16 protein-coding genes are annotated in these 20,259 nt (G+C 63.6%); 14 read left to right on the top strand and 2 right to left on the bottom strand.

The annotated features are described in order from the left end of the window. Nucleotides 1-884: 884 nt before the first annotated feature. The 9 genes from ACROSR_RS14535 (at nt 885) to ACROSR_RS14575 (ending at nt 9,956) form a co-directional block, all read left to right on the top strand. A complete protein-coding gene (locus tag ACROSR_RS14535; RefSeq protein ID WP_372923108.1) occupies nt 885-1,271 on the top strand; it encodes a DUF4168 domain-containing protein in 387 nt (128 codons plus the stop codon). A 589-nt stretch (nt 1,272-1,860) separates the two neighbouring features. Then, on the top strand, nt 1,861-2,124 hold the full coding sequence (locus tag ACROSR_RS14540) for a hypothetical protein (RefSeq protein WP_432686286.1): 264 nt from the start codon (nt 1,861-1,863) through the stop codon (nt 2,122-2,124). A 253-nt stretch (nt 2,125-2,377) separates the two neighbouring features. Beyond that, entirely contained in the window at nt 2,378-2,884 is a 507-nt protein-coding gene (locus ACROSR_RS14545) for a tyrosine-type recombinase/integrase (protein ID WP_432686287.1), read from the top strand. 83 nt (nt 2,885-2,967) lie between these two features. Then, nucleotides 2,968-3,231, top strand: coding sequence for a WGR domain-containing protein (locus ACROSR_RS14550; RefSeq protein ID WP_432686288.1), 264 nt, complete (start codon nt 2,968-2,970; stop codon nt 3,229-3,231). 3 nt (nt 3,232-3,234) lie between these two features. Next, nucleotides 3,235-3,945, top strand: a complete 711-nt coding sequence (locus ACROSR_RS14555) for a UPF0149 family protein (protein ID WP_432686289.1) — start codon at nt 3,235-3,237, stop codon at nt 3,943-3,945. Nucleotides 3,946-4,605: 660 nt separating this feature from the next. Further along, nucleotides 4,606-4,956 carry a helix-turn-helix domain-containing protein gene (locus tag ACROSR_RS14560; protein WP_432686290.1) on the top strand — a complete coding sequence of 117 codons (351 nt, stop codon included), beginning with the start codon at nt 4,606-4,608 and terminating at the stop codon, nt 4,954-4,956. Then, a complete protein-coding gene (locus tag ACROSR_RS14565; RefSeq protein ID WP_432686291.1) occupies nt 4,953-6,260 on the top strand; it encodes a HipA domain-containing protein in 1,308 nt (435 codons plus the stop codon). The genes ACROSR_RS14560 and ACROSR_RS14565 overlap by 4 nt, the downstream gene beginning before the upstream one ends. 392 nt (nt 6,261-6,652) lie before the next feature. Beyond that, nucleotides 6,653-8,320 carry a peptidoglycan-binding domain-containing protein gene (locus tag ACROSR_RS14570; RefSeq protein WP_432686292.1) on the top strand — a complete coding sequence of 556 codons (1,668 nt, stop codon included), beginning with the start codon at nt 6,653-6,655 and terminating at the stop codon, nt 8,318-8,320. Nucleotides 8,321-8,645: 325 nt separating this feature from the next. After that, nucleotides 8,646-9,956 carry an HlyC/CorC family transporter gene (locus ACROSR_RS14575; RefSeq protein ID WP_432686293.1) on the top strand — a complete coding sequence of 437 codons (1,311 nt, stop codon included), beginning with the start codon at nt 8,646-8,648 and terminating at the stop codon, nt 9,954-9,956. Between the two features lie 43 nt (nt 9,957-9,999). Here ACROSR_RS14575 and ACROSR_RS14580 read toward each other — a convergent pair whose 3' ends face one another. Together ACROSR_RS14580 and ACROSR_RS14585 are read right to left on the bottom strand one after the other, a co-directional pair. Further along, nucleotides 10,000-10,698, bottom strand: a complete 699-nt coding sequence (locus ACROSR_RS14580) for a response regulator transcription factor (protein ID WP_432686294.1) — start codon at nt 10,696-10,698, stop codon at nt 10,000-10,002. Further along, entirely contained in the window at nt 10,695-12,293 is a 1,599-nt protein-coding gene (locus ACROSR_RS14585; protein ID WP_432686295.1) for a sensor histidine kinase, read from the bottom strand. The genes ACROSR_RS14580 and ACROSR_RS14585 overlap by 4 nt, the downstream gene beginning before the upstream one ends. Before the next feature lie 234 nt (nt 12,294-12,527). On the opposite strand from ACROSR_RS14585, the gene ACROSR_RS14590 reads away from it, so the two are divergent. The 5 genes from ACROSR_RS14590 to ACROSR_RS14610 are packed head-to-tail and all read left to right on the top strand — an operon-like array spanning nt 12,528 to nt 20,237. Beyond that, on the top strand, nt 12,528-13,775 hold the full coding sequence (locus ACROSR_RS14590) for a glycosyltransferase family protein (protein ID WP_432686296.1): 1,248 nt from the start codon (nt 12,528-12,530) through the stop codon (nt 13,773-13,775). A gap of 13 nt (nt 13,776-13,788) precedes the next feature. Further along, nucleotides 13,789-15,042 carry a glycosyltransferase family 4 protein gene (locus tag ACROSR_RS14595; protein WP_432686297.1) on the top strand — a complete coding sequence of 418 codons (1,254 nt, stop codon included), beginning with the start codon at nt 13,789-13,791 and terminating at the stop codon, nt 15,040-15,042. Further along, nucleotides 15,042-16,199, top strand: a complete 1,158-nt coding sequence (locus ACROSR_RS14600) for a glycosyltransferase family 4 protein (RefSeq protein ID WP_432686298.1) — start codon at nt 15,042-15,044, stop codon at nt 16,197-16,199. The genes ACROSR_RS14595 and ACROSR_RS14600 overlap by 1 nt, the downstream gene beginning before the upstream one ends. Next, nucleotides 16,199-18,046, top strand: coding sequence for an ABC transporter ATP-binding protein (locus ACROSR_RS14605; protein ID WP_432686299.1), 1,848 nt, complete (start codon nt 16,199-16,201; stop codon nt 18,044-18,046). The genes ACROSR_RS14600 and ACROSR_RS14605 overlap by 1 nt, the downstream gene beginning before the upstream one ends. Continuing rightward, nucleotides 18,030-20,237: a phosphotransferase gene (locus ACROSR_RS14610; RefSeq protein WP_432686300.1), complete on the top strand. Its 2,208-nt coding sequence runs from the start codon at nt 18,030-18,032 to the stop codon at nt 20,235-20,237. Before ACROSR_RS14605 ends, ACROSR_RS14610 begins: the two co-directional genes overlap by 17 nt. Nucleotides 20,238-20,259 lie beyond the last annotated feature (22 nt).

Here is a 20,259-nt window from a genome sequence, read left to right on the forward strand (position 1 = left end):
TCGATCGAACCGATATTCTCGCCTTGGGTGGATTGCACGGCACTGCCCATGATCCACTCACCCCGAAGCTCGTCCTGACCTTGCTCCGACACGATAACGTCCTGCGCCAGCGCCGGCGCGGCAACAAGAGCGGCAGTCGCGACCGTGGTCATTATCCTGCTGGTCATGCTGTCCTCCTTTCACTTGCGACGCGGTCCCAGCGTCAAGGGGCGCGGAGGGTGTAACGAGCGCGTATTATTGCCCCGCACAAGATTGACCTGTGAACGCTGCAGCCGCATCGCAACGCCATGAGCAAATCCTTGCTGATCTGAGGCATCGGCCTTCAAAAAGGGGACAATGCCATCCTCGGGTGAGAGGCAACTTTTTTGTGGATGAAGTGATCTTGATCAAGCAGTTTTTGGGGTCGACCTGAGAAGGTTTAACGGCCTTGTTGATTATAGTGGTCATCTCGGTCGGGCTCGTCATCTATAGCAGCCTCAGCATACAACCGGCGGAATCCCGGCCCTCTATTGATACCGAAGCGCCCGAAAGTATAGCCGGCAGCGGTTCAACCGGGCTACGCTAAGCGTTCTGCCTGAAGGCCGTGTGTTCTGGATCTCTTTCGTTAAAGTGAACCCGGCCGCAGGTTCGAAAAGCAGAAGCACGTGCGGGTGGCCCTTCGTGTGTCTGTCTTTCGCCGCGCTAGAGGGGTGATCATTTCACCGCGGTCGACGCAAGCCTATATGCCGAGCGCGCCATCGCGCTGGTCGACGCGGCGCGCAGCTGAGCCGCCCCTCGGCAGGATGCCGCGCATCTGATTGCGCGCGCTCTTCGGTGGGTCCAGATTACCGTCAGGAGGCGGCGATACGGGCGTTCTCCGAAAACCGAAAAGTAACGGAGGTTTCATGCTGATCAACACGACATTCAAGGCCACGACGACGGCCATCGCCCTTGCGCTTGCATCGGCACCCATGGTTGCGCTCATGGCCCAGTCCGCAGCGGCGCAGAGTGAGACGCAATATTCATCTGAGGAACTGGACATCTTCACGACCGCGCTGCTCGACGTGGCCGAGGTGCGGCAGAAATACACGTCGAGGCTGCAGAGCGCCGAAACCGAAGAGCAGCAGGCGGCGATTGTCGAGGAGGCCAACGACGAGATCACACAGGTGATCGAGGACACTGACGGTATCACTTTCGACCGCTACACGGAGATCGCACAGGCGGCGAACCAGGACCAGGCGCTGAATCAGCGGATCATAAAGCGCGTCCAGTCCATGCAGGACGAGATGTAAGACCGCGTGCGGCCGGGATCGCGAGTGCGGTCTCGGCCCACCTGTCGCCACCGCTCGGCGAACCCGGCCGCGCGGAGCCGACCCGGCGAATTTGCGTCAAAGGGCCGCCCCACGGACGGGGCATGCAGGGTGCCCACAAGCGCCAGTTCACTGCTTTGTGCGGTGGCCCGCTGTGTGGCCGCCGCGTTCGTGGCGGCGGGTGTCCGAGTTGGGTTTTCCATAAAACGTTCTTGCCCTTCCCCAGACAGGACACGCTCGCCATTATCCGCCTTCCCGGTCGACGAAAAGCGTTCGACCGACATTCCACAAGTGGGTTGCCGCTTGATGGAAAGGCCGTCATCTGTACAGAGCGATACTTCTCAATTCGGATGTCGGCCTGCTGGAGCGCTTGACGACGCACCTGGTCTTTAATGACGCTCGACCAGCAATATTTTGCCAATTCGAAAAACTATCGCCGCCGCCGGCAGCTTCCTGCCAATTGCATCCGCAGAAAATAGCATGAATCTGCCCAGATTCCTGCGTCCGGACGTGAGATCGTGCCACGTCCGCGCCCCGCAATTACCATTACAGCATCGGAAAGGAGGATATCATGCATTTCCCGAATGACGACATACACCGTCGCGCTGGACGCGACTTTGACCGACAAGGCCCGCCCGGCTATGAGAGCGGCCCGCCGTCCAGCACGGGCCTGTTACCCCTGCTGATCGTCGTGGTGCTTCTGGGGGGAATAGTCGCGCTTGGCATGCTCGGATCGGCTTCTGAGGACGAAGGCGGCAACGGCAGTGCAACAGAACAGTCCGCGCCTGAAAGTATCACGAACGGAACATCCGGGGCAGCCGCTCCCCAGCAATGAGATAGATAATTTTCCCGCCTGCTCCGTCCGTGGGCAGGCGGGAAGATCTTGATGATCTCAGCGGCATCAAGGCGCCTGGCGGTTCTGATGGTGATGTATTTGAACCGCCTTGGAGCGTTATACTCAGGGTATCGTAGAAGCCGAGTATACCGGCCGAGTCCGAGCCGCGCCGTGTGGCTTACGAAAGAACAGGCCGGGATGCTCGTCGACCCTTGCGAAGCGCCTCACCTCCGGTCCTTCGAGCACCTCGTGCTTGCGCTCTGTCGGCCGGTCCGGGGCCATTCTACGGCTGCCTTGGTCCGCGGTGGACCTCGAGAAGGGGTTCGTTGACCTGCGCTGCGCTGGATTGCCGGGCGGGAAAAGGCACACGCATGTCCCGATCTCGCAAGAGGCCCTTGATGAAGCGCGGGCGGCGAGGGAGATCGCGCGGACCCCGTTCATGATCGAGTGCCAGAGCCGACGGATCGGCGATATCAGCAGAGCGTACCGCGCTGCGGTGAAAAGGGCGGGGCTGCTGGATGAGGTCGCGCCGTACTGTTTGCGTCACACCTGCGTAACTTGGATGGCGCAAATCGGGTCCCTTCTCGATCTGTGGGAGATTGACGGGTTTCTCGGGCACGGCACTTTGCAAAACTCCCCTTCCTACGCATTGCCGACCCTCGTGGACGGTGCAACAAAAGGCAGTAGACAGCCCTTCATGTGGAAGCCCCATTCCATGCTGCGTCAGGCACGAATTTCATGTAAGGGCTGGGAGCCGTAATCTGATAGGTTCTATCAGGAAATCCTCGCGCAAGATATTCTGAGTGCTGAAGCCTTGGCTTTGCGCTTTGACCTCACGCTGCAATGAAGGTACTGACTTACGACATGACGCTTGACGTATTCCTCGACCATGTCCGCCTTTTCAGAGAAGACCTCGCACAGAACATGCGCCGCTCTCATGGTATAGTGCTGCACCATGATTTCTTTGGTGTCGCGAGCCTCATCCGTGAGTGCCGTCACATGGACAGCCAGAGAAAGCTATGCGACGGGCACCACCCCGTCGAAGGCGGTGTCGTGGACGTCTTGGCCGACCTGGTGGCCGCCAAGCGCAAGCGGCAGTATCAGTAGCGCATGACCCCAGACCAACGCCTCGCCAAACTCGACCGGCTACTTGCGGAGATGACCGACGAAGACGACGGCATGTTGCTGGCGGAGTTCGATGGCTTCTGCACAGCCCTGGTCATCGGCCCGGAGATGATTTTGCCGAGCGAATGGTTGCCGATTGTCTGGGGCGGTGATGGCAGCACGCCTGAGTTTCAGAGTGCCAAGGAGCTGCAACACGCGCTCCAATTGATGATGGAGCACTACAACGACGTGGTCAGCCTCTTGTCACCTCCGGATGAGCAGTTCTCCCCGGTCTATGACCACGACGAACGGAACGATGAGCCTTACTGGGAAACTTGGGTGAGTGGCTTTGAGCGCGCCATGCGCCTGCGCCCTGATGCCTGGGCAGACATTGCCGAGGCGGCGGACGGTAACCCGTCACAGGACGTGAAAATGTCGGTCGGCATGATACTCGAACTCGCTGCTCTGGCCGACGGGACCAGTGAATTGACCGACGAGCAGACAGCGGCGATCACGGTCGACGTGCCAAATCTCGTCGCGAACATAGTGTTCAATATCCAATCCTGGACAAGCGCACAGCGGCCGGCGGAGCCATTCCCGTCGACGGCCAGCGCCAGTATGGTCGCTCCATCGGCTTCGTCTCGCAAAATCGGACGCAACGACCCGTGCCCCTGCGGGTCTGGCCGCAAGTACAAAAAGTGCTGCGGAGCGAATTGATCACGCCTTTTTCCCGCACGGATACAACCTAAAATTCGCGGTTTTGTCTCTGTTGGCCGAGGCCGTGGTGTTGATGGGTTTTCCGAGTTCTCCCTACGCCGAGAGGCCCCATCAGTGCATGAGCGGGGCGCGCCGGTCGGGAGAAAAATGGTCCGCTGGGCGAAGATAAAGTGATTGTCTCTGGGCGAGCTGCCAGGCGTTCATGTCAACGCCATGTCAACGAGCGTATTTCATTTTGCGAGGGTTGTTGGCGGTGTAAAAAGGCGAATGTTGGTCAATGTCAGGTTCGAAAATCCGCGAAATCAAAGGCTTATCGGCTAAGTAGCTGAATTCAATAACTAATTGGAATTGTTAAAGAATAGGCTCATAACCTGAAGGTCGTAGGTTCAAATCCTACTCCCGCAACCAAATTTTCCAAATAAAACAAACGCATGGCTGATGGTATTTTGATACCACAGCCATTTTGCACGTTTACATCAACGCCACATCAACACCGGACCAGAAAAACGGCATTCGCCCGCACTGGCGTGCATTCGCGTGCATTCGCGGTCATGATCGCATCGGGTCTTAACGCGCCGTTGGTTCTGTCTTACGGAAATCGGTAAGAACCGACATTTGTAGCAGCTTTTGCTCGCATCTTACCTATAACGATAAGAATGCTTGAGTTTTGTCCGTGAACGCTCTACCTTTATCGAAATCGGTAAGGTGTCGCACATGCCCGAGTACAACCCTGAACAAGACAAGTTGCTCAGCGACCTCGGGCGCCGCATCCGTGAGGCGCGTGGCGAACAGGGTTTGAGCCTTGACCAGTTGGCGCGCCTGACCGGCATCAGCGCACCCGCGCTGTCCCTCATCGAGACAGCCAAGCGCGATGCACGGGTCACAACGATTGCAAGGATTGCCCGGGCTCTTCGGGTCCCGCTCGCTGTTCTGCTGGATGATCGTGGTGCAAATGCTATCGAGGGCAATCCCTCGACAGGACAGGGCTATGATCTCGGGGATTACCAATGAACGCGGCGGTTCCGGTCTGGTTCGACGCGCTCGAGGTGGGGCAGATCGAGGTGGCACCTGACGGGGCGCTCTCTCTGTGCTACGCTGACCGCTGGCTTCAAACGGCGGGCGCATTTCCGCTCTCGGTGACCATGCCGCTCCGTCCAGCGCCCTATCCCTCTGAAGCCATCTCGCCATGGCTGGCGAACCTTCTGCCGGAAGAGGAGCAGTTGACAGTCCTGGCCCGCTCGCTCGGTCTGGGTCAGGCTGATGCATTGGCGGTGCTCCGGGAAATTGGCGGGGACACCGCGGGTGCCTTGTCTTTCGGGGAATCCGGCGATCGCAGCCGCTGGTCCTACACGCCGCTGACGACGTTCTACGGTACCGACGATCCGCAGGAGGCGTTGGAGCGCCATTTTGAGGATCTCGGGCGCAGGCCGTTTCTGGTTGGCGAAGAGGGGGTTCGGCAATCTCTCGCGGGGGGCCAGAAGAAGTCGGCGCTGGCCGTTCTGGACCCGGACGGCGCGCCAGTACTGCGCCTGCCGCAGGCGGATGATATGCTGGCCATCCCCCTGAACGGGGCGCCATCCACGCTGATTGTTAAGCCAGACAACCCCAATCTGTCCGGCATCACCGAGAATGAGGTCTGGTGTCTGCGGATGGCGCAAGCCATCGGTATTGATGCTGCTCAGGTGACAATCCTGCAATCCACGAAGCGCGCGGCGATCGGCGTTCTGCGCTATGACCGCAGGCTGGGGCGAAGTGGTCAGCTGCTGCGCGTGCATCAGGAAGATTTTGCCCAGGCCAATGGCCTGCCGCCGGGGCGGAAATACGAGCGGGGCACGCTGCGCGGTCTTGACCTGAAAACTCTCCTCGAAACCGATCGCCACGTAAGTGCAACCGACGCCCTGGCACTCCTCGATCAGGTGATCTTCAATATCCTCGTTGCGAATACCGACGCGCATGCAAAGAACTATTCCCTGCTCCTGCCTGTGGGAGGCGGCCCGAGCCTCGCACCGCTTTATGACGTCTCGACCGTACTCTCGTGGCCGCATGTGGTTCAGGCCTATGCCCAGAATATCGCTGGAAAGAAGCGCACGCCCGACATGATCGCAGGAAGACACTGGGAGGTCATCGCGCGCGAGATCGGCTATCGGCCCACCGATGTGAAGAACCGAGTGCAGCAGCTCGTCGATGCGTTGGTGGCACACAGGGTAAAGATCACGGCCGAGGTGACGGCTCTGTCGAAAGCAAGCGGCGGATATGTTGCGCAGACCGCGCAAGCTGTCGAGGAGAACGCATTGCGCATGGCGGGAAGGTTGTAGATGGCAGAGCGAACGCGACCGGGATCGGACGTTGGCCAACTGTAACGCTATTGAGATCAATAATGTGATGTGTGACTCACGACAGACATTGTATCGAACGGTCACCGCATCGATCCGGCTATCAAAAGGACCGCTAGCACTTACATGGCCAAAAGAATGATTCAAACAAAACGAATGTTGCAGGGCACGGGTGCGTGCCGGACTTAGAAAAGTACCGGACGCCCCAGCCGCACATGATTTTGGCCGTGTTTTGAAACCGAGGCGTGCTCAGACAAGGGCAACGCCGGGCGATTGGTCCAACGGCATTGACCCGAGCGCTGAATAGAGAGATTTTTTCGATGAACCGTCGCCTTTTCGGGGTATGTCGGCGTCGAATTCAGGAGGATGCACCCATGAAACGACTGGCTTTTTCCTTGTCTGCCGCGATCGCAGTCGCGGCGCCCGTTCACGCCGAGAACATCGATCTGCTGATCATCGGAAACAGCGATCCGAGCTTCCTTCAAAGGTTGGTCGGCGACGGTGACTTCGAGACTGTTCGGAGCGCGTTCGAGAGACGCGGCGCCGATGTCCGCCTGACCAAGAGCGCAGATGCCTCGGAGATGCGCATCGCTTTCCGGGAGTTTGCAGAGGGTCTGGACGCGGCGACCCATACTGTCGGGGTCGTTCTGACCGGGCGGTTCGTGTCGACCGTTGCAGGCGGCTATCTGTTGCCGGCTGACATGACTGGATCACTGTCCCTCGGTCATGTCCTGACAGACGGCTTTCCGCTGGACGCGGTCTACGCCGTGGCAGCCGAATACCCGGGCCGCGCCCTGCTCGTGTTGGGTCAGTTGGACGTCGAGGGCGATTTGGCCGATGGCCTTTCCGTCGCCTTGCCGGTGCAGAACCTTCCGCAAGGCGTGACCGCGGCGGTCGGTACGGCAGGTGACGTGGCACGATTCACGGATCAGCTGTCCGAGATGACGGGCGACGACGTCTTGCCCCTGGCCCGTCAGGCGGGGTTGAGCCTTCATGGTTTTGTTCCTCGTCAACTGCCTTTGTTCATTGGTGCCGACGTGGCGTCGTCCCCAATAGAGCCCGATACGGAAACTGAAGATCGCGCTGCCGCTGACGCTGTTGCCTGGCAAGCGGCGGTGTCCGAAGACACCAAGGCTGGTTACGAGACCTATCTTGCCGCCTTCCCCGAAGGCCAGCATGCCGCCGAGGCGCGGCAGCGCCTGTCCAGAATCCGATCCGAGCCCTTCTACCAGGAGAAACAGGCCGAGGCCGATCTGGACCTGCCGCGCGATGCACGGCGCGAGATCCAGCAGGATCTGTCCCTGCTGGGCTACGACACGCGTGGCGTGGACGGTATTTTTGGTCAGGGCACCCGTTCGGCCGTGACCGCTTGGCAAGATGAAAACGGCTTCACAGCGTCGGGCTACCTGAACGCGGATCAGATCGCACGGCTGGATGCGCAGGCCGAACGCCGGGCGGAAGAGTTGGAAAAGGAAGACCGCCAGCGTCGGGAGAAGCAGGAACGGCAGGATCGCACCTTCTGGTCGGAAACCGGCGAGCAGGGAGATGAGCCGGGCTACCGCGCTTATCTCAATCGGTTTCCGGACGGGCTTTATGCCGAGGAGGCGCAAGAGCGGCTGGACGCCATTGAGGAGCAACGGCGCGCGGAGGCCGAGGATCAGGACCGCCGTAGCTGGCAAGCCGCGCGCGAAGCAGGCACCGAACAAGCGTATCGTGCCTATCTGGAAGACCATCCAAACGGTGCTTTTACTGAAGACGCCCGGGCGCGCCTCGACGATTTGGACCGCAACTCCGAAGAAAACGCCGTGCAACAGCGCGCCCGATCCGAAGAGGCGGCGCTTGGCCTGAACCCGGTCGCGCGCCGGTTGGCTGAAGGCCGGCTCGCCGATCTGGGCCACAACCCCGGTCCCGTGGATGGCACCTTCGATGAGGACACCCGTCGCGCCATCCGGAGGTATCAGGATGCGCGCCAGCTTCCCGTGTCGGGGTATCTGGACCGGGCCACCGCCGTACGGTTGATGGCCGACACGTTTCTTCGATGATTGCTGATAACGCGGCACTGCCGCAGTGATTTTCAGTCGATACCGGCCCTAAGTGACTGCGTCACATGGTAACATGCAATCGGGGAACCCGCGTCTACGGCCGGTGGACGGACTGGCATGGGGTGCACCGGGAATCGGTCACCTCATTCCCTGCAAGGTCTGATCGAATCAATATCGTGACATGCCACAAGGGGCGAACAGATCATGCGCGGATCGAGCATCAATAGTCCGGATTATTCAACAGACCTACTATCGCCGATAAACATGTCGCCTGGCACATGCTACACGCTTCGACGGTCCCCCCATTCATTCAGGAGTCACCCATATGGATGCCGCCAACGCTTCTTCCTCCTTTCCGTTTCTGGTCGGCACGGCAATTGCGATCCTGCTTCTGCTGATCTGCTCGGCGCTGTTTTCCGGGTCGGAGACGGCACTCACGACCGCGAACCGCGGCAAGCTGCACAAACGCGCGGAGAGCGGCGATCCCGGTGCGCAGCGAGCGCTTCGCCTGACCGAGGACAAGGAGCGGCTGATCGGCGCCATCCTGCTTGGCAACAACCTCGTCAACATACTGGCGGCATCGCTGGCGACGATGTTCTTCACAGTCGTTCTCGGCGACGGTGGTGTCGCGGTCGCGACGGTGCTCATGACCGCGCTCGTTCTCATCTTCTCGGAAGTGCTGCCGAAGACCTACGCGATCACGAATGCCGAGACCGTGGCGCGCCGGGTATCACGGTTCATGGCTCTCGTCGTGATGATCGGGGCGCCGGTGGTCACGGTTGTCCAGATGCTGGTGCGGGGCATGCTGCGCGTCCTCGGGGTGCGCGCGGCGGATGCCCATCCGTTCGCCGCGCATGAGGAAATCGCCGGGGCAATCGCCCTGCATCATTTCGAGGGCGCGGTCGAGACGGCCGACAGGGACCGCCTGCTCGGGGCGCTCGACCTTGCACAACGCAGCGTGGACGAGGTGATGACGCATCGCAGGGACGTCGAGATGCTCGACATCGACCGCGAACCGTCCGAGATCATGTCCGAGACCCTTGCCTCCGGGTTCACGCGCATGCCGCTCTGGCGCGGGACGCCAGAGAACATCATCGGCGTGCTGCACATCAAGGACCTATCGCTGGCGATGCATGCCGCGATCCGGGATGGCGGCGCGACGGCGCTGGACGCGCTCGACATCGCTGCGCTCGCGATGACCCCCCATTTCATTCCGGATGTGACGGGCCTCGACGATCAACTACAGGCCTTTTCCAAGACCAACACGCATCTCGCGATCGTCATCGACGAACACGGGACCATGCGAGGTGTCGTCACGCTGGAGGACATCCTCGAAGAGATTGTCGGCGAGATCGCGGATGAACATGACGATCCCGGTGACGCGGCGTTGCAGGCCGAGACCGACGGATCGGTCGTTGTCCCCGGCAGCATCAGCATCCGCGGGGTGAACCGGGCCCTGGGCTGGGACCTGCCGGAGGACGGCGCGGTCACGATGGCCGGTCTTGTCATCGATTTCGCCCGTCGCATCCCCGACCGGGACGAAACCTTCACGGTCCACGGCCACAGGATCGATATCCTTGAGCGCGAGCACACGCGGCTGACGAAATTGCGGGTGCGCAAGGCGTCGGACGGATAACAAGGCAGGCACGGCTCCGCCCTGTGCTCTTGATCGGTCGCGGTCAATCAACACCGAGATAATACCCGAATCCACGGTGATTTCTGATCAGCTTGACGTCGGCGCCAAGGTCGAGCTTTCGGCGCAGATAGGTGATGTAGACCTCGACCACGTTGGTCTGGGGATCGAATTCGTAGTCCCAAACCGCCTTGAGAAGGTCCGCACGGCTCAGAACATTTCCGGCATTTTCGGCGAGATACTGTAGCAACCGGAATTCGGTCGCGGTGAGTTGCAGATCACGCCCGCCGCGTTCCGCCCGCTTGCGGGTGACATCGATCATGAGATCCGTGATGCGCAGCACGGTGTTTGCGTCAGGTTGCGGGGCGCGGCGCAACAGCGCCTGAAGCCGGGCAAGGAACTCGTCGAAGGCAAAGGGCTTGGTCAGGTAGTCGTCGGCACCGGCATTCAGACCGTCCAGCTTGTCGACAAGCGCATCCTTCGCCGTGAGCATCAGCACCATGGTGTCGTCGCCCGCGTCGCGCAGCTGGCGGCACAAATCGGCCCCGTCGACATCCGGCAGCATCCGGTCGAGCACAACAAGCCGGAACCGACCGGCGCGCACGCGATCGACGAGCGCCTCTCCCGTCGCATCGATGTCCACGTCGAAGCCTTCCTTGCGAAGTCCTTTCGCAAGGAAGGCGGCAATGCCGGGATCGTCCTCGACGATCAGTATCCGGTCAGGTGGACCATCCGAGACCGTCATGCTGCAACCCTGGCGAGCGGGATCGATATCTCGACCCGCGCCCCGCCTTCCGGCTCGCTTTCAATGAAAATGTCGCCCTCGTGCTGATCGATGATCCATTTCGCGATCGACAGCCCAAGCCCCAGACCCCGTCCAGAGCGTGGCCGCGACGCCTGGCCGCGATAGAATCGGGTGAAGGCGCAGCCGAGTTCCTCCCTGGTCATGCCGGGCCCGGCATCGCGCACGCGGATCACGGCCCGATCCGCCTGCGCTTCGAGGTCGACGTCGACTTGGCTTCCCCTCGGCGCGAACTTCACCGCGTTGTCCAGCACGATAAGCACCGCCTGGTGCAACCTGTCACTGTCGCCGATCACGATCAACGGCCCGGATGGCCGGCTTGGCTTGATGGTGATATCAGCCCGGCGGCTCAGCCCCTTGCTGTCAAGCACGACACTGTCAACGACATCCTGAAGCACGATTTCATCCCGCGCCACCATGATCGACCCTGCCTCCGAGCGCGCGAGAAACAGAAGATCATCGACCAGTCGGCCCATATGTTCGGCGTTGCGCACGCAAGCTTCCAACGCGTCGCGTAGCTCGGCCGGATCCGCGTCCTCGTCACGAAGCGTGACTTCGGCCTGGCCGCGCAGGATCGTGAGCGGCGTGCGCAGTTCATGACTGATATCGGCAAAAAAGTTGGCGCGGCTGGCATCGACCTGTCGCAGCCTGTCGTTTTTCTCTTCCAGTTCTTGGGTCCTGTCGCGCAACTCGCCTGTGCGCGCCTCGACCTTGTCCGAGAGGTTTGCCTTGGCGTCCAGAAGCGCGTCGCGCTGCGCCTTCAATTCACGGGTCATTGCGTTGAAACGCGCCGCAAGATGCCCCAGCTCGTCGTCGGCGCGAACGGATACCATGTGCTCCAGATCGCCGCGGCCGACGGTATTAGCACCGGTGACGAGAGTCGCGATAGGCGACATGATCGTTCGTTCGAAGATGATGACATTCGTGATCCCGAGCGCCGCGACGATCACGACGAGGCTGACCGCCATGATGATCGAGCGGTGGGTCAGGCGTTCGGAACTGACCAGCGCGCTTTCGACACCCATGCGCTGACGCTCCATTGCCTGATCGAGCAACTCTCCCAACTGGTGATCCAGCCTGTTCTCGAATTCGTCGCTGTAGACACGGGTCGCTTCCTCCGTGCGACCCGCCGCGAGATGTGCCCCCAGCACCTTGCGGGACTGATCGATCTCGGTAACGATTCGTTTCATTTCATCTATCTGCCGGAATTCGTCCGGTAGGGTGGCCTGATCGTCGGGAAGCCTCTCGTGTTCGCGGATAAGGTTGGCTTGACGGTCCAGCCGGGCCAGCAGAGCGTCGCGCGCCTCCACGAGGTCGGGCTCCTGGCCTCCAAGAATGAACAGCTCTGCGATCTGCTCGGACATCCGGTTCGCATGGATCGCCGCGAGGTTGATGTTGCGCAATTCCTCGTACGAGTTCTTGATCTGCTGGCGGTCCTGATTGGAGAAGATCAGCGCGGCGATGATCCCGAAGCAGACGAGCATCACGCTGACCAGCTTGATCAGGTGGCTGGCCAGAAGCTTCGTTCGGATGAGCATGTGCCGTGCCTCTCTATCAACGCGGATGCCGGGTGTAGGCCGTATCCCGCTGAAAATAGCGGCGCTTGTTTGCCAATGCACCCCCGGACCGCGGCTCTAATAGGATTCTAATTTGAAAGGCATGGAATAAATCCGACTTTAGTCCGTAGTCATATTAACTTCGCATTCCCGTTACTCGTTGGAGGTGTGACAGGACTGCGGTGTTGATTTTTGCTGGGGACGCCGAGGTCGGACATGAACGTAAGCAAAGCCGAAACGCCGCTCTTTCGAGCAGACGCCGAATCTGCGCGCCGACCCCCCCGGATCGTCCTCTATTCGCATGACACGCTGGGATACGGCCACCTGCGCCGCAACATGCTGTTGGCGGGCGCCCTGAAGCGATGTGCATGCGCACCTGATATTCTTTTGATCGCCGGGATGCGCGAGGCCGGGGCATTCGTGATGCCGCCCGGTGTCGATTGTGTCAGCTTGCCGGCCTATGCCAAGACCGAGGCAGGCGAGTATACTGCGCGCGACATGTCCACCGGGCTGGACGGTCTGCGCAGGATCCGCGCCGCCACGATCCGCGCCGCCGTCGAGTCCTTCGCGCCCGACCTGATGCTCGTCGATAACGTGCCGCGCGGGGCGCAATACGAACTCGACCCGACCCTGAAGGCGCTGCGCAAGAAGGCGCGGACCCGGATCATCCTCGGTTTGCGCGACGTGATCGACGACCCGGCCACGACGCGCCGCCAATGGCTGCGGCAGCGCAACTTCGAGGCGCTGCGGGATTTCTACGAGGGTGTCTGGATCTATGGCGATCCCGGCCTGTACGACACGGCGCGGGAATACGGGATCGAGACCGCGTCGCCGATTGCCTTCACGGGATACCTCGACCAGCGCGGCCGGCTTGGCGCACCCGCGGCACAAGAGGCGTATGTCGATCTCGTCGGCGAGGATCCGCGGCCCTATGTGCTTTGCTCGGTCGGTGGCGGGCGCGACGGGTCGGCGCTGTGCGATGCTTTCGCACGGGCGCCGATGCCGGCGAGCCATCGCGGTATCCTCATTACCGGCGGGCAGATGTCGGCCGCGCACAAGCGCCGGATCGAAAGCATCGCCGCTGCCCGCGATGACCTGACGGTCGTCGAGTTCGTGCCCGAGCCGATTGCCGTGGCAGCCCACGCTGCCGCCATCGTGGGTATGGGCGGCTACAACACCACCACCGAAATGCTGTCGCTCGATCGCCCGGCGCTGATCGTGCCGCGGGTGAGGCCGCGCCTTGAACAACTGCTCCGGGCCGAGCGGCTGGCGCAGCGCGGATTTCTGGACATGATGCACCCCGACACGCTGACGCCGGCAGGGCTCGGGTCATGGATGGCCGGTGCCGTGACACGACAGGCCCCGAACCGCTCAGGGCTCGATATGGGCGGACTGCGGCGGGTGCGCGCGCTGGCCGACGCGGCGCTGGACGGTCGCGACGCGGAGCTCCGCAAGTCGGCCTGAACACCTGCATGACATGAAGGACACACGCATGAATACCGACACGATCACGCCCAGGGTGGGCTATGTCCTGAAGCGCTATCCGCGCTTTTCCGAAACATTCATCGTCAACGAGATCCTCGCGCATGAGGCGGCGGGACAGGCTGTCGAGATATTCGCGCTGCGGCCGGTGGACGAGACGCATTTCCAGGACCGGCTGGGACAGGTGCGCGCCGGTGTGACACGCATCCCGGACAAGCTGAAGAATGCCGAGGCGCTGTGGCGCCTCGCGGCCCGCGCGGCGACCGAGCTGCCGGGGGCGTGGGCCACGCTTGGTGCAATGCATGACGAGGATGGGCGCGATGTGGCACAGGCGATCCTGCTGGCGCTGGACTGCCGCGCCAAAGGTGTCGATCACTTGCACGCCCATTTCGGCACTGTCGCCACGACCGTCGCCCGGCTGGCGGCAAAGCTGGCCGGGATAGGCTACAGCTTCACCGCCCATGCCAAGGATATCTTCCACGAGTACGAGGAAAACGTGAACCTTGCCGACAAGCTGCGCGACGCGCGGCACGTGGTGACGGTGTCGGATTTCAACGTCGCCTATCTGCGCGAGCGGTTTGGGAGTGATGCCGCGCGGGTCGTGCGTCTCTACAACGGGCTGGATCTGGAGCATTTCGCCTATGCTGCGCCGCACGCGGATGCAGTGGACATCCTTGCGGTCGGACGGCTCGTCGAGAAGAAGGGCTTCAACATCCTGATCGAGGCAGTGCGGCTGCTGCACGAACGCGGTATCCCGATGCGCTGCCGCATCATCGGCGACGGCGATGACCGGGCGCATCTGGCCGCGCAGATCGAGGCCGGCGGGCTGGACGACGTGGTGGAACTGCTCGGGCCGCGCCCGCAATCGGACGTCGTGGCGATGATGCGCGAGTCCGCCGTGCTGGCCTGTCCCTGCGTGACGGGGCGCGACGGCAATCGCGACGGGCTGCCGACGGTCCTGCTGGAGGCGATGGCCCTGGGCACCCCGGTGATCGGCACTGACGTGACGGGCATTCCCGAACTGGTCCGCGATGGCGAGACGGGCCTCTGCGTGCCCGAGGGCGACCCCGAGGCGTTGGCCGACGGGCTGGCGCGACTGCTCGCCTCGCACGAGTTGCGCGACCGGCTGTCGCGCATGGCGCGCGCCGCGATCGAGCGTGACTTCGACATCACCCGGAACGCGGCCCGGCTGCGGTCGCTATTCTTCGACCAGGGGACGCCGGCTGCGCAGCCGTCGGCGGTGGCGTGATGCGGATCGCTTATGTCTCTACCGATCCGGGCATTCCGGTTTTCGGCACCAAGGGCGCGTCTATCCATGTGCAGGAAATCCTGCGGGCCTTCCTGCGGCGCGGTGCCGAAGTGACGCTGATCTCGCCGCGCCTGCGCGACACCCCGCCCGACGATCTGGCCGCCGTCACCTGCCATGCTCTGCAAAAGCCGCCGAAAGGTGCCGAGGCCGACGCGCGGGCCGACTGGGCGCTGGCCACCAATGACGATGTCGCGGCGGTGCTGGCCGAAAATGGCCCCTTCGACCTGATCTATGAACGCCACGCGCTCTTCGCGCATGCCGCGATGGAGACGGCGGCGGCGCGGGACACCCCGTCGATCCTCGAGCTGAACGCGCCCCTCATAGACGAGCAGGAGCGCCATCGCGCATTGGTGTTCCGGGACGCCGCCGCCGACAGCGCGCGCCGTGCCTTTGCCGCCGCGGGATGTGTCGCCGCGGTCTCGCCGGGGGCGGCGGACTACGCCGCGCGGTTCGGGGCCGTTTCGGGCCGGATCGAGGTGGTGCCCAATGGCGTGAACCCGTCGCGGTTCCCGAAAATGGACCCGGCGGAGGGGCCGTTCACGATCGGCTTTCTGGGCAGTCTGAAACCGTGGCACGATACCGCGACGCTGATCGAGGCGTTCGCGCTGCTGCGGGCAGGCCCGGTGCCCGATGCGCGGCTGCTGATCGTGGGCGACGGGCCGGATCGCGCCGGTATCGAGGCCCGCCTCGACGCCCTCGAACTTGGCGCGGCGGCGCATCTGACCGGGGCCGTGCCCGCATCCGAAGTGCCGGGCTGGCTGGCGCGCATGCATGTGGCGACAGCCCCCTATTCCGCCGATCAGCCATTTTATTTCTCGCCGCTGAAGATCTACGAATACATGGCCGCCGGACTGCCGGTGGTTGCCAGTCGGATCGGCGACCTGCCGCAGGTTTTGGATCACGGCACGCTTGGCCGTCTGGCCGATCCCGACGACCCGGGCGCGATGGCGCAGGATCTCGCGCGGCTGGCGCAGGATCCGGCCTTGTGTGCCCGTCTTGGCGCGGCTGCGCGCGCGCATGTTCTGGCGCATCGCACCTGGGACGCGGTCGCGGACCGCCTTTTGACGGCAGCGCAGCCTGCCAGATCGGTGGCGTGATGGCGGGCAAGCGACCGGATTCCATGGTCAAGGCCCTGCCGGGGCTGCGCCGGGTGCTGGCGCGCTTCGCACCGTATCTGCGCCAACACCGGGCCCTGCTGGCCGGAGCGACCGCGGCGCTGATCGGGTCCACGCTGATGCGGCTGCTGGAGCCTTGGCCGCTCAAGTTCGTGATCGACCGCGTCGTCCCCTCGACCATCGCGGGAGAGGGCGGATCGGGCGTGGCGCTCGTCGATGCGCTCGACCCGATGACGCTTCTGGCGCTGTGCGCGGCGGGGCTTGTCGTCGTGATCGGGCTGCGCGCGGCGTTCCAGTATCTGGCGACCATCGGCTTTGCCATCGTCGGCAACCGTGTGTTGACCAAGGTGCGCGGTGTCCTTTTCCGCCACCTTCAGGGCCTGTCACTGGGCTTTCACACCCGCGCGCGCACCGGCGATCTGACGACCCGGTTGATCAGCGATGTCGGCATGCTGAAGGAAACCATGGTGACCGCCGCCCTGCCGCTCGCGGCCAACGCGATGGTGCTTGTGGGCATGGTGGGCGTGATGCTGTGGCTCGACTGGCAGCTTGCGCTGATCGCGCTGGTACCCCTGCCGCTGCTGTGGCTCGGCTCGGTACGCACCGGCAAGAAGATCCAGGATGTCAGCCGTAAGCAGCGCAAGCTGGAAGGCGACATGGCCGCGACCGCGGCCGAGGCGATGGCGGGCATGCGCACGGTGCAGGCGCTGGCGATCGAGGACCGCGCCGCGGCCAGCTTCGAAGGCGCCAACCGCAAGAGCCTCAAGGACGGCGTGAAGGCCAAGCGCCTTGCGGCCGGGCTGGAACGGGGGGTCGATCTTCTGGTGGCGCTGGCGACCGCGCTGGTGCTCTATTTCGGCGCGCTCCAGGTCATGCGCGGGCGGATTACGCCGGGCGATCTGATCGTGTTCATCACCTATCTCAAGGCGACGTTCCGCCCGATCCGCAGCTATGCCAAGTACACCGCCCGCCTGGCCAAGGCGAGTGCTGCGGGCGAGCGCGTGGTCGAATTGCTCGACGAGTTGCCCGAGATCCGCGACCGGCCCGATGCGCGCCCCGCACCCGCCCTGCGCGGCGAGGTGGCATTCGAAAATGTCGCCTTCGCCTATGGCGCGGGTCAGCCGACGCTTGGCCCGATCTCTTTGCAGGTGGAACCGGGCACACGTGTGGTTCTGACCGGGCCGTCGGGGGCGGGCAAATCGACGCTGACGTCGCTGATGCTGCGGCTTTACGATCCGGCCGCCGGGCGCGTGTTGTTCGATGGGACCGACATTCGCGACTTCACGGTGGAAAGCCTGCGCTTGCAGACCAGCCTCGTGCCACAGGAAACGCTGCTCTTCCGGGGCACCATGGCGGAAAACATCGCCCTCGGGGCCGGGCGCGAGGTGACCGACGACGAGATCGAGGAGGCCGCGCGCCGCGCCAATGCGCATGACTTCATCGCCGCACTGCCCGAAGGCTATGCCACGCAGGTCGCCGAACGCGGCGAGACCCTGTCGGCCGGCCAGCGCCAGCGCATCGCCATCGCCCGTGCCGTGCTGCGGCGCAGCCCGATCCTGATCCTCGACGAGCCGACCACCGGGCTCGATGGCGCCAACGAGGTCGCGGTGGAAGAGGCTATCTGGCGGCTGGCAGACGGGCGCACGACCTTCTGTGTGACCCATGATCTGGGCCTCGCGGCGCAGGCCGACCGGATCCTGTACCTGGAACATGGCAAGGTGGTGGAAGACGGCACGCATGCCGAACTTCTGGCCCGCGACGGGCGCTATGCGCGGCAATGGCGCCATCAGGCCGAGGGCACGGAGGTGAAAGATGCTGTCAACGGCTGACCGCGCCATCTGCGATCGCGATCCCGCGCTGCCCGGCCTGCCGCTGCTTCTGGACGCTCCGGAATTCGGACGGATGATCGGGTGTCACGAGCTCGCGCCCGCCTACCTGCGCTACAAGCCCGGCACCAGCTGCGCCGCGGCATTCATGCATCCCGAACAGGGACCGATTGCAGCCTTTGCCTATACACCAGAGCGCTACCGCGAGGTCCTGCGCCGCGACGAGTGGCGCGGGGAACCCGATGTCGTGATGCTCGATGCCGCCTGCATCGCGGTCATCCCCGCCCGTCTTGACCGCGACCTGAAATCGCTCAGGCGGTTCTGCGACGCCGCCCGCCGGGAAAAGTTCCTGCGGCGTCTGATTGGCCGCCGCAGCGGTATCTGGAAGGGCGAGATCGAGATCCTGCGCTACAAGCCCGGCCGAAGGCTGGTTGCCTGCATAACCGCCAAGGGACGTCCCCGCGCCGCGTTGAAGATCACTGCGGCCACCGATTTCAACCAGGCCCTGATCGGCGCGGCGGGCGCGGCCGCGCATGAGGGGGCACGGCTTCTTGGCTGCGATGCCGGTCGCTGCGCCCTCGTGACCGAGTGGATCGACGGCGATCCGCTTTGTCCCGAGGCTTTGGGCCGGGCACCGGACATGGACGCGGTCGCAAGGACCGGGGCCGCGCTCGCCCGGCTGCATGCCGCCGCGTTTCGTCCCGCCGCCGCGACCACGCGCGCGGACGAGCTTGCGGCACTCGACGAGGTTGCGCCGGCGATGACCGCCCTGCACACAGAGCTCGGGCGCAAGGCCGGGCGCATCGCGGGGGCGCTTGCCGACCGTCTGCAGACAACCGATCATGAAACGACGCTGATCCATGGCGATTTCAGCGCCGATCAGGTCATGCTGTCCGGGGGGCGACCGGTGATCCTGGACTGGGATCATGCCGCAACGGGCGATCCGGCCAGCGATTTCGGCACGTTCCTCGCGCGGCTTGATGCGCAGGTCGCCGATAGCGTGCTTGCACCGCAGACGGCCGAGGCCATGGGGACCGCGCTGATGGATGGGTATGCCCGTAGCGCGGGATGGCTGCCCGAGGGAATCGCGGTGCAACATGCCCGGGGGCTGCTGATGCTGGCCACCGAGGGGTTCCGCATCCGGCACCCCGACTGGCCGGAGCGTACCGGCACGCTGCTCGACCGTGCCGCAGGGCTTCTTGCACCGCGGCGTCGGCGTGTCGATCCGGCCCTGCCTGAACTGGATGATGCACTCGATCCGGCCAAGGCTGGACCCGCCCTCGCCGCGGCCATGGGCCACGCGGCGAGGGATGTCCGGATGACAGAGCCGCGTCTGCTGCGGCACAAACCCGGGCGGCGGGCGCTGGTGCGCTATGACATGATCGACGCAGAGGGAAATCGGCGCGCCGTACTGGGCAAGCTGCGGTCGAAGGGCCTCGACCGCCGCATGCCCGCCCTGCATGATGCGCTGCGCGCAGCCGGTCTCGACGGCAGCGGTGGGGTCGGTGTTCCGCGCGCCGTCGGTGCGATCCCGCATCTCGGCCTCTGGCTTCAGGAGCTGGTTCCCGGCGTCGGGCTTGGCGAGGGCCTTGCGCCGGATGCCGATCCCGCGCCCTTCGCCCGGACCGGCGCGGCCCTCGCAGCCCTTCACCGCGTCGGCCCTGCTGATACGCGGCGCTGGACGATGGCCGACGAGCTTGCGGTGCTGAGCCGCGCGCTTGACGAGGCCGGCAAGGCGCGGCCGGATCTGGCGCCCGCGATGCGGGTGATCAGCCAGAACGCCGCTGAGCAAGTGGCGGCGATCGGCGAGGGCCCTGTCTGCGGCATTCACCGCGATTTCTACTTTGACCAGGTCATCGTCGAGGGCGACCGAATCTGGATCGTCGATCTCGATCTCTATGCCTGCGGCGATCCCGCGATCGATGTCGGCAACTTCCTTGCGCATCTCGACGAGCTTGGCCTGCGACATCACGCCGATCCGCACGCGTTCGACCGGCAAAAGGCAGCGTTCCGCGAGGGCTACGGCGCGGCGTCAGGTCCGGCCGATCCCGAACGGGTCGCCGTTCTCCAGGCCGTTTCGCTTGCGAGACACGTTCACCTGGGCATGCGGCTGCCCGGGCGCAGTCACACGGTCGAGCCGATCCTCGGGCACGCGGCCACAGAACTTGGAGCAAAAGAAAAATGTCAGCCATGATTCCTGTAGCGCAGGCATTTCG

The sequence above is a fragment of the Roseovarius tibetensis genome (assembly GCF_050896375.1).
Taxonomy (GTDB): Bacteria; Pseudomonadota; Alphaproteobacteria; order Rhodobacterales; family Rhodobacteraceae; genus Roseovarius; species Roseovarius tibetensis.